This is a genomic window from Micromonospora sp. NPDC000316 (assembly GCF_042898885.1).
Lineage (GTDB): Bacteria > Actinomycetota > Actinomycetes > Mycobacteriales > Micromonosporaceae > Micromonospora.
The window spans coordinates 251,297-260,872 of the sequence record NZ_JBIAZG010000007.1; the positions used below are offsets into that span (position 1 = coordinate 251,297).

At 69.4% G+C, this 9,576-nt stretch carries 9 protein-coding genes; all 9 read left to right on the forward strand.

Going from position 1 to position 9,576, the window contains the following annotated elements:
- Nucleotides 1-5: 5 nt before the first annotated feature.
- The 9 genes from ACFY2Q_RS17480 (at nt 6) to ACFY2Q_RS17520 (ending at nt 9,219) form a co-directional block, all read left to right on the forward strand.
- Nucleotides 6-953: a carbohydrate ABC transporter permease gene (locus ACFY2Q_RS17480; protein WP_387131273.1), complete on the forward strand. Its 948-nt coding sequence runs from the start codon at nt 6-8 to the stop codon at nt 951-953.
- Nucleotides 943-1,785: a carbohydrate ABC transporter permease gene (locus ACFY2Q_RS17485; RefSeq protein WP_387131275.1), complete on the forward strand. Its 843-nt coding sequence runs from the start codon at nt 943-945 to the stop codon at nt 1,783-1,785. The genes ACFY2Q_RS17480 and ACFY2Q_RS17485 overlap by 11 nt, the downstream gene beginning before the upstream one ends.
- On the forward strand, nt 1,782-2,696 hold the full coding sequence (locus tag ACFY2Q_RS17490; protein WP_387131277.1) for an ROK family protein: 915 nt from the start codon (nt 1,782-1,784) through the stop codon (nt 2,694-2,696). The genes ACFY2Q_RS17485 and ACFY2Q_RS17490 overlap by 4 nt, the downstream gene beginning before the upstream one ends.
- The gene (locus ACFY2Q_RS17495) at nt 2,693-3,391 is read left to right on the forward strand and encodes an N-acetylmannosamine-6-phosphate 2-epimerase (protein ID WP_387131279.1); all 699 of its coding nucleotides are present in this window, start codon (nt 2,693-2,695) and stop codon (nt 3,389-3,391) included. The genes ACFY2Q_RS17490 and ACFY2Q_RS17495 overlap by 4 nt, the downstream gene beginning before the upstream one ends.
- Before the next feature lie 11 nt (nt 3,392-3,402).
- Nucleotides 3,403-5,043: a DUF4127 family protein gene (locus ACFY2Q_RS17500; protein WP_387131280.1), complete on the forward strand. Its 1,641-nt coding sequence runs from the start codon at nt 3,403-3,405 to the stop codon at nt 5,041-5,043.
- 219 nt (nt 5,044-5,262) lie between these two features.
- Nucleotides 5,263-6,804, forward strand: a complete 1,542-nt coding sequence (locus ACFY2Q_RS17505) for a phenylacetate--CoA ligase family protein (protein WP_387131282.1) — start codon at nt 5,263-5,265, stop codon at nt 6,802-6,804.
- Entirely contained in the window at nt 6,801-7,247 is a 447-nt protein-coding gene (locus tag ACFY2Q_RS17510; protein ID WP_387131284.1) for a DUF4188 domain-containing protein, read from the forward strand. Before ACFY2Q_RS17505 ends, ACFY2Q_RS17510 begins: the two co-directional genes overlap by 4 nt.
- On the forward strand, nt 7,244-8,329 hold the full coding sequence (locus ACFY2Q_RS17515; RefSeq protein ID WP_387131286.1) for a hypothetical protein: 1,086 nt from the start codon (nt 7,244-7,246) through the stop codon (nt 8,327-8,329). Before ACFY2Q_RS17510 ends, ACFY2Q_RS17515 begins: the two co-directional genes overlap by 4 nt.
- On the forward strand, nt 8,326-9,219 hold the full coding sequence (locus ACFY2Q_RS17520; protein ID WP_387131287.1) for a hypothetical protein: 894 nt from the start codon (nt 8,326-8,328) through the stop codon (nt 9,217-9,219). The genes ACFY2Q_RS17515 and ACFY2Q_RS17520 overlap by 4 nt, the downstream gene beginning before the upstream one ends.
- Nucleotides 9,220-9,576: the final 357 nt, after the last annotated feature.

Here is a 9,576-nt window from a genome sequence, read left to right on the forward strand (position 1 = left end):
CGATCATGACCCAGACGGACACCAGGGAGGGCTCGGCTTCGGCCGGGCCCGCCCCGGGCCCGGCCCGGCCGTTCTGGACCAGCCGCCGCCGGGACCAGCTCACCGGTTACGTGTTCATCGCCCCGCAGATGCTCGGCAGCATCGTCTTCGTGCTCCTACCGCTGATCCTCGTGCTCTGGTACAGCCTGCACGAATGGAACGTGCTGGCCGGGACCTTCGACTTCGTCGGCGCCGACAACTACCAGGCCCTCGCCGACGATCCCAACCTCGGCTCCGTGCTGCGCGCCACCGGGCTGTTCTCCGTCGGCCTGGTGGTGCTCAACCTCGGCCTGGCACTGCTTCTGGCCGTCCTGCTGAACCAGAGGCTGCGAGGCACGATCGTGTTCCGCACGCTGTTCTTCTCCCCCGTGGTGGTCTCACTTGTGGCCTGGACCATCGTCTGGGGCTTCCTGCTTCAGGACAACGGCGGGATCAACGGTCTGCTCGACACCATTGGCGTGGACGGCCCGAACTGGCTGCGCGGCGAGGGCACCGCGATGGTGTCCGTGATCGTCGTGCAGGTGTTCAAGAACGTCGGCCTGAACATGGTGCTGTTCCTGGCCGCCCTGCAGGGTGTGCCGGCCGATCTGTACGAGGCTGCCGAGGTGGACGGGGCGAGCCGGATGCGCCAGTTCTGGCGGATCACCGTACCGCTGATCAGCCCGACGATCCTGCTGACATCGATCATCACAGTCGTCGGGTCGTTGCAGGTCTTCGCGCAGATCTCCGTGCTCACCCAGGGCGGACCCGGCACATCGACAACGGTCCTCGTCTACTACCTGTACCAGCAGGCCTTCCAGTTCCATCACTTCGGCTACGGCGCCACGCTGTCGATCCTCCTGTTCGCCATCGTGCTCGCCCTCACCGTGCTCCAGTGGCAGATGCGCAAGAGGTGGGTCTTCCATGAATCGTGACCTGTCCCGGCGAGCCAAGCTGGTGCTCTACGGGGTGTTGCTGGTCCTGGCGATCCCGTTCGTCTTCCCGACCTGGTGGATGGTCACCTCGTCGTTGAAGCCGGTGGCGGACATCTTCGCCTTCCCACCGCAGCTCCTGCCGACCAACCCCCGGTTCGACGCCTACCAGCGGGTGTTCGAGTTGCAGCCGTTCGGGCAGCAGTATCTGAACAGCCTCTACATCGCGCTCGTCGTCACGGTCGGCACCATGGCCGTGGCCGCGCTTGCCGGGTACGCCTTCGCGCGCATCCGGTTCCGGGGCCAGAACGTGTTGTTCCTCGTCGTCCTCGCGGGCCTGCTCATTCCGAGCGAGGTGACGATCGTGCCGCTGTTCCAGATGTTCTTCAAACTCGGCCTGGTCAACACCCACTGGCCGCTGATCCTGGTGCCGATCTTCGGCGCGCCGAGCGTCCTGGCGACGTTCATCATGCGGCAGTTCTTCATCAGCCTCCCCAATGAGTTGGAGGAGGCGGCCCGGGTCGACGGGCTGGGCCGATTCGCCACCTTCTGGCGGATCGCCCTGCCGCTGTCGCGGCCGGCGCTGGGCGCGGTGGCCATCTTCACCTTCCTGCACAGCTGGAACCTCTACCTGGAGCCGATCGTGTTCCTCTCCTCTCCGGAGAAGTTCACCCTGCCCCAGGCGCTCACCCAGTTCGTCGACGCCTACGGCGGCCCCATGTGGGACGTCCAGATGGCTGCGGCGTCGATGACCGCCCTGCCCGTCCTGGTGGTCTTCGTCATCGCGCAGAAGCAGTTCGTCGAGGGCCTCGCGCACACCGGCCTCAAGGGATGACGACACCGCTTGTCGGCATCGACATCGGCGGCACCAAGACGGCGGCCGCCCTGGTCGACGGGACCGGACGGGTGCTGGAGCGCCGCGAGGCGCCCACACCCGCCCGGTCCGGGCCCCGGGCCGTGCTGGACACCGCCGCCCGGCTGGCCATCGACCTGCTCGGCGCGGCCACCGGGCCGGTGGGGGTGGGCACCGCCGGCACTGTCGACCCCACGACCGGCGGCATCCGGTACGCCACCGACAGCCTGCCCGGCTGGACGGGCACTCCGGTCGCCGACGAACTGGCCGCACGGCTGGGTCGACGAGTGCGGGTCACCAACGACGTCAACGCGGCCGCGCTCGGCGAGTGCTGGGCCGGCGCCGGACGGGACCGCGACCATGTGCTGCTGGTGGCCGTCGGCACCGGGCTGGGCGGGGCGGTCGTCCGCCACGGCCGCGTCGAGGCCGGTGCCCGTGGGGCGGCCGGCGAGGTCGGGCATCTGCCGGCTCCGGGCGCCGAACGGCTGCGGTGCGGGTGCGGCCGGTACGGGCATCTGGAGGCGATCGCCTCCGGCAGCGGGCTGGCCGCCGCGTACCTCATCGAGACCGGCACCCACGTCACCGGGCGGGCCGTGGCGGAGCGCGCCGCGGCCGGAGACGGGGTCGCCCAGCGGGTGGTGGAGCGTGCCGGCGCCGTCCTCGGCGCGGCCCTGGCGGGGTTGGTGGCGCTGCTCGATCCGGACGCGGTAGTGGTGGCCGGTGGTGCGGCCGGTCCGCTCCTGCCCTCCGCGTCGACTGCCTACTCGGCCGAGGTGCCCGCGGGCTGGGCCGACGTTCCGCTGCTGCCCGCCACGCTTGGTGTCGACGCCGTCCTCGTCGGCGCCGCCCGACTGACCCTCGACGGACCCCACATCGAAAGGACCAACGGATGAGCGTGCTCGACGACCTGGCCGGCGGGCTGGTGGTGTCCTGCCAACCGCTGCCCGACGAGCCGGACGATCCGATGCGCGACCCGTACGTCCAGGCCCGGGTGGCGGCCTCGGTGGTACGCGGCGGTGCGGTGGCGGTCCGGGTCAACGGACCGGACGACGTCCGAGCGGTACGCGCCGCCGTCGACGTTCCGGTGATCGGGCTGTACAAGCACGGCACCGGGGGCGTCTTCATCACCCCGACCGCAGCCCACGCGCTCGAAGTGGCACTGGCCGGAGCGGACATCGTCGCGATCGACGCCACCGACCGCCCCCGCCCGGACGGACGCTCCTTCGCCGACACGGTCCGCGCGCTGCGTGAACGGACCGACGCACTGGTCCTGGCCGACGTCTCCACTGTGGCCGAGGGCGTCGCAGCCGTCGAGGCCGGCGCGGATGCTGTCGCCACCACACTGTCCGGCTATACGCCGGCCAGCCCACCGACCGACGGGCCCGACCTTGGGCTCGTGGAACGACTCGTCGCACTGCTGTCCGTGCCGGTGATCGCCGAAGGGCGGTACCGCGACACGGACCAGATCGGCCGGGCATTCGAGGCGGGTGCCCACGCGGTGGTGATGGGCAACGCGGTCACCTCACCGCTCTGGATCACCCGTCGGCTCGTGCCGGCCACCCCCCGCGCGGCGAGCGCACCGAAATAAAGGGAGCAACAATGAGAAGACGTACCCTTCTTGCCACCGGCATAGCCGGGTTGGCCACCGTTGCCGTCGGCCGACCCGCATTCGCCGGGCCTGCCAACCGCCAACTGACCGTGGCACTGGTCCCGTTGGACGACCGGCCCGTCAACACCTACGCGGCGCAGATGACCGCGGCGAGCGCCGGCGCCCAGGTGCAGATGCCGCCACGGGAACTGCTGGGCCGTTTCTTCACCCCGGGCGACGGAGCCGGCATCGCCCGCTGGCTCGGCACCACCGACGGCGTCGACGGGTATGTGATCTCGGTCAGCATGCTCGCGTACGGCGGCCTGATCGCCTCACGCACCGCCGCCCCGACCCTCTCGGCCGCCATGGCGAACCTCGCCGCAATCCGGAACCTGCGCTCGACAAGGCCGAACGCGGTGATCGAGGTGCACGACACCATCCAGCGCCTCGCCATCACCAGCACGGGCACCGAGCTGGACCAGTACCGCGACCTGCTCGTCTCCTGGGCGAAGCTCTACGACCAGGTGGTGAACCTCGGGCAGGAGGAACTGCGAGCCCAGCTCGACGCCGTGCGGGTGCGGATCCCCGACCAGGTCGTCGAGGACTATCTCGCGGCGCGGGCCCGTAACCACCAGGTCAACCGGCTCATGATCGAGTGGGTCGCCGACGGCACCATCAGTCACCTCGTGCTCTCCGAGGACGACACCGCGCCGGTCGGCCTCGCCCGGGCCGAGCGGGTGGAGCTGGAGGCGCTCGTCGCCCAGCTCGGCGTCGGCGACCGGGTGGAGATCTTCCCCGGCGCCGACGAGGTCAACGCGCTGCTGGTCGCGCGGGTGATCGCGTCCGGCACGGCCCCCACCTACCGCGTGGAGTACGCCGGCGTCTCCGGTGAGGGCTGGACCGCGCAACTCGAGGGCATCCCGTTCGCGGAGAACATCCGACGGCACGTCACCTCGGTCGGAGGACGGGTCGTCAGCGGCGACGCGGACATCGTGCTCGCCGTGAACACCCCCTCGACGGCACCCGGGCAACGGGCCGCCGACCTGGACGCCTTCGTCGGACGGATCGGCACGCTGCTGGCCGCCGGCACCCGGGTCATCGTGGTGGACCCGCTCATCGTGAACAAGGCCGACCACGATCTTGTCGCGCGGATGGAGAACCACCTCGATCTCGCGGCGCTGCTGTCGTACTCGGGGTGGAACACCGGCGGCAACGCGCTCGGCCTGGCACTCAGTCACGGCACCGCCCGGTGGGCGTACCTACGCGCCTCCGGCAGCGGGTTCGGCGTGCCCGCCCTGCGCGCGCCCGCCCAGGCGCACGCCGAGTACCTGCTCTACCGGTTCGTCAAGGACGACGCGTGGAAGAACGTCGTGCAGGTCGAGGCGTACGCGCACGCGCGGGCACAGGGCTGGGACCCGCTCGCGCTCACCGCCGAGCAGAAGAGCTACTTCGACAGCTGGGTCACCGAGCGGCTCGTACCCCTGACCGAGCGGTACTTCGCCGACCACTTCGCCGGGCACCGCATCGAGCTGGGCCGGCGTGGCGCGAAGACGATCACGGCGACCCTGACCCACTTCGAGTCGGCGCGGGTCGAGCTGCCGTGGGACCGTCTGTTCGAGGTGACCCTCGAGCCTCGGCTGCAACTGTCCTGATCGGAGCCGGACGCGCAGGGTGACAGCCGTCCGGCAACGCCCGCACGACCCCGAGCGCGGCAGGTTCGACGCGCTCGGGGTCGCTGGCGGTCGGCCTGTGACAGCCGCTCGTCGGCTCGAACCAGGCCATCCCGATGGGCAGCGGCTGAGTAGGGATACTCAGGACGGCCGGGTATCCCCCGTCAAGCGCCCGACGTGAATGGCCAATAGCGTGGGCGCGTGGTGACATTCATGCGTCGGTGGACGCTGCGCTTCGCGAGCTTCGCCCTGACCCGGCTCTACACGCTGTACCGGATTCATCCGGCCATGTGGCGACTCACCGCACGTCAGTACCGCCCGTACATGGGTCGTTTCGCCCGGCTGCACGCCTGGATGACATGCCAGTTCGCCGCCATCGACGTCCCGGCGTACGGCGACTTCCTGCGCCGCAACCACTGGCGGTTCCGGTGGTTCGACCTGTCGTCGTACCCGCCCACTGACAAGCGGGCCTACGTGCAGGCGTACCCGGAGGCGCAGCGCTGTTGGCACGGTGAGATCGAGATCGCCGGCAGTGTTGTCGACGAGTCGTCGGGCTCGTCGGGTCAGCCGTTCAACTGGATCCGCAGCCGCCGGGAGCTGCGCTCGGTTCACAAGAACCTGGCCGGCTACGCGACGATGGTGTTTCCGTCGAAGCGGCGGTTCGTCATCAACGCGTACTCGATGGGCGCCTGGGCCACCGGGACCAACACCGGCATCGCGATGTCCACGATCGCGATGGTGAAGAACACCGGACCGGACCTGCAGAAGATCGTCGACACCCTGCGGTACTTCGGGCCGGGCTTCGACTACATCGTCACCGCGTACCCCCCGTTCCTCAAGCATCTGCGTGACAAGCTCGACGCCGAGGACTTCCCGTGGGCTGAGTACCGCATCAGCGGACTTGTCGGCGGTGAGGGGATGACCGAGGCGCTGCGCGACTATCTGCAGGAGCGCTTCGTCAAGGTGCGCTCCGGCTATGGGGCCAGCGACCTCACCATCGGCATCGCCGGTGAGAGCGACTTCAGCGTCTGGGTCCGCCGACGTCTGCGTACCGACGTCGCGCTGCGCACCGCCCTGCTCGGGGCCGACGAGCATCGACTGCCGATGGTGTTCCAGTACAACCCGCTTGAGACCTACCTGGAGACCACCCCGGACCACGAGGTGCTCTGCACGATCAACTCGACGGCGTTGCTCAGTCCCCGGGTCCGCTACAACATCGGTGATGAGGGCCGGCTGGTCTCGTACCCGGACGTTCTCGCCGCCATCTCCGACCCCGAGGCGCGGGCCGAGGCGGAACGCGCCTGGCAGGTCGACCGGATGCGGTTGCCGCTGCTGTTTCTGTTCGGCCGCAAGGACAGCACGATCTCGTACATGGGCGCCAACATCTACCCGCAGGACGTCGAGTACGGCCTCTACACCGGCAATGCCCAGGCCCACCTGCTGCAGAGCTTCTGCCTGGAGTTGACCGAGCAGGCCGACCTGGAGACCCGGCCGGTCGTCCACCTGCAACTTCGCGAACACCTGGCGCTGCGTCCCGATGAGTGGCAGAGCCTTGTCGACACCTGCCGCGCCGGGGTCCTGCGTCACCTCGCCGAGGTCAGCCGGGACTTCGCCGAATCCCTCGCCGAGGATCCGTCGGTCGCCGACCTGCGGGTGGAGGTCCACGAGTTCGGCACCGGCCCGTTCGCCGACGCCGCCTCCAAAATCAAGAATGTGTACCTGGTAAAGGGCGTGACGGTATGAGGACAAGCGACTTCTCGGCCGCGCCGCCGGTGGGCCAGGCGACCGCGATGTTCGTCGGCGCCACCCGCTACCGCGGGCCGCGCTCAATCCTCACGCTCACTCGGGTGTGGTTCAAGATGGTCCGGCAGATGAAGCGGATGGACGGTTACCGCTGGCACACCGTGTATTACCAGTTTCCGTTCACTCTCGGCACCATCGCCTTCTTCAGCGACCGTGACGCGATGCTGAAGTTCGCCCGCAGCCGCCACCACCGCGACCTCATGTGTTGGGTGACCGATCACGGCACGAAGAACGCGACAGGCGGCTACATCCGCCTCTACAACGCAGAGCCCGAGGGCTACAGCAACGGCGTCTGGCGCGCCGAGTCCGACGGCATGGCACACATACCGACCTTCACCCCGCTGTCCACCGAGACGTCCGGTCCGACGGTGCATCGCGCATGAGACTGGTTCCCGTGCAGTCGCGGGCCGACCTGCGGGCGTTCGTCGACTTCCCGCTCCGGCTCCACCCGACCGACAGGTACGTACCCCTGCTGTCATCGGTCATCGCGGCCCACCGCCGCACCGCCGAGCTGTTCCTGGTCCGTGATCGACACGGCGATGTCGTGGGACGCACAAGCGTGCACCGCAGCGCGGCCTTCGACGCCAAGGTGGGCCCGCGGCAGTTGTTCGGGCACACTGAGTTCGTCGATGACGACGACGTCTTCGCCGCCATCATGGACGGCGTCGAGGCCAGGGCCGGCGGCCGACCACTCTTCGGACCGGTGGCACTGCTGCCCAACCAGACCGGCGGAGTGATCACCTCCGGTTTCGCCGACCGCGGCTTCGTGGACTCCGCGTGGAACCCCGCCTACTACCCGAGAATGTACGAGCGGCACGGCTTTCACAGTCGGTTCGAGGCGGACACCTGGCTTGTCGACCTCAACGGCACGGCTGCCGACGACCCCGACCACGGGTTCGCCTTCGACGACGCCCGGATCGACGCCGAACAGCTCGTCATCCGGCACGGCTCCCGGTGGCGCCTGCGCAGCCAACTGCCGGTCCTGCGGCGGATGCTCAACGCGAGCTTCGCCCAACTCGGCTACTACACCGCCATCTCCGCCGAGCAGCTCGCGGAGCAGACGGACGGCCTCGCGTTCCTGCTCGACGAGTCGCTGCTTCTCTGGCTCGAGAAGGCCGGCCGACCCGTCGCGTTCGTCGTCACAGTGCCGGACATCTCCGAATACCTCATGCGCATCGGCGGCCGGCTCGGCGTCGTCAATCAGCTCCGCCTCCTCGCCACCCGCGACCGGTACCGACGTGACGCCGTCCTCATCATCAAGGGCACAGTGCCCGACGAGCAGGGCAAGGGCTATCTGACGCTGCTGTCGCGGGAGCTGCACCGCAACCTCGCCCGCAACGGGTACCGCACGTTGCGCAGCACCTTCGTCGAACGGGCGAACGTCGCCTCGGCCGCCCAGTACCGGCGCGCCGGAGGGCGGCCACTGCACGGGTACACCTTCTACGAGAGGGCCGCGGCGGCGTGAGCTGGGTCGAGCAGTTGCGGGCCAACGAGGCGATCTGCAACCGGGCACCGAGCGCGCACAACACGCAGCCGTGGCGACCGGAATACCACGCCGACAGGATCGTCATCGATGTCGACGCCGCCCGTAGCCTGCCCGACTCCGACCCGACCGGCCGCGACCTGGCCCTCGGCATCGGCGCCTTCATGGAGACCTGCCTCATCGTCTCCGCCGAACTCGGCCTCTCCGTCACCGCGGCCCCCGGTCCGCAACTGGTCCCCGGGCCGCAGCGTTACCCGACGCCCTTCACGATCGCCGACGTCGAGGCCCGCCGGGTCGCCCGTGGTCCCTACGCGCCCGGGTACGTCGGCGCCGACGTCATCGCCGACCTCGGGCCCGGCATCGCACACATTCCGGCCCGGGATCTCGCTGCCGATCTGGAGGTTGCCGACCGCTGGATGTTCGGCACGCCGCCCGTCGCTGTCGAATTGCGCGACTGGCTGCGCCTCAGCCCACGCCATCCTCGATACCACCTCGACGGGCTCACCGACCGGGCGCTCGCCCTGTCCCGGTTAGAGGCGTGGGCCCTGTCCACCGCGCTTCGCGCGTACCCGGTCACCCGTCGGCTGGGCCTTCCGGCCCTGCTGGCCGCCAGTGGCCGCGGCCTGTTGCGCTACGACGGCAGCATCCTGGTCCTGCTCGCTGACGACGAGGACCGCATCGCCGCAGGCAGACGCCTTCTGCGTACGTGGCTGACTCTCGCCCGGCACGGCCTGGCGGTCCATCCACTCAGCCAGCTCATCGACTGCCCGCCGACGGCCGCTCGGCTCGCCGAGCGGGTGGACGGCCAACCTCTCGCGGTGTTTCGCGTCGGTCGCCCTCTCGCCGAGCCGGTGCGCTCGGCCCGACGCTAGCGGGCCCACGCTTACCTGTTGAGCAGCCGTAGCCGGCCCGGCGCGCGCCGCCGGCAGCCTCGGCGATCCGCAACAGGCCCGAAACTACCGGTTGAAACTCCTGGAATTTTCTGCCAGCCTGGGAGGCATCGATCAGCGTGAACGTTAACTGGATCACTTCCGCATTGGAGGCGCCCCACGCGGCCGTCAGGCCCATCCACCTGCCAGGCGGCCACGCCCACAACCGTCCCAAAGGGCCGCCCACCGGAACGACGACAGGTATTTCCTCTCCCCACCACTGGAGGATCAGTATGGTTTCTCGGACCCGTCTCAGCAGGCGTGGCCGCCTGCGAACACTCACTTTTTCCGGAACAGCCG

What these genes read in the sequence shown, in the direction of transcription:
- ACFY2Q_RS17480 (WP_387131273.1), top strand. Translation starts at nt 6, where the DNA reads ATGACCCAGACGGACACCAGGGAGGGCTCGGCTTCGGCCGGGCCCGCC.
- ACFY2Q_RS17485 (WP_387131275.1), top strand. Translation starts at nt 943, where the DNA reads ATGAATCGTGACCTGTCCCGGCGAGCCAAGCTGGTGCTCTACGGGGTG.
- ACFY2Q_RS17490 (WP_387131277.1), top strand. Translation starts at nt 1,782, where the DNA reads ATGACGACACCGCTTGTCGGCATCGACATCGGCGGCACCAAGACGGCG.
- ACFY2Q_RS17495 (WP_387131279.1), top strand. Translation starts at nt 2,693, where the DNA reads ATGAGCGTGCTCGACGACCTGGCCGGCGGGCTGGTGGTGTCCTGCCAA.
- ACFY2Q_RS17500 (WP_387131280.1), top strand. Translation starts at nt 3,403, where the DNA reads ATGAGAAGACGTACCCTTCTTGCCACCGGCATAGCCGGGTTGGCCACC.
- ACFY2Q_RS17510 (WP_387131284.1), top strand. Translation starts at nt 6,801, where the DNA reads ATGAGGACAAGCGACTTCTCGGCCGCGCCGCCGGTGGGCCAGGCGACC.
- ACFY2Q_RS17515 (WP_387131286.1), top strand. Translation starts at nt 7,244, where the DNA reads ATGAGACTGGTTCCCGTGCAGTCGCGGGCCGACCTGCGGGCGTTCGTC.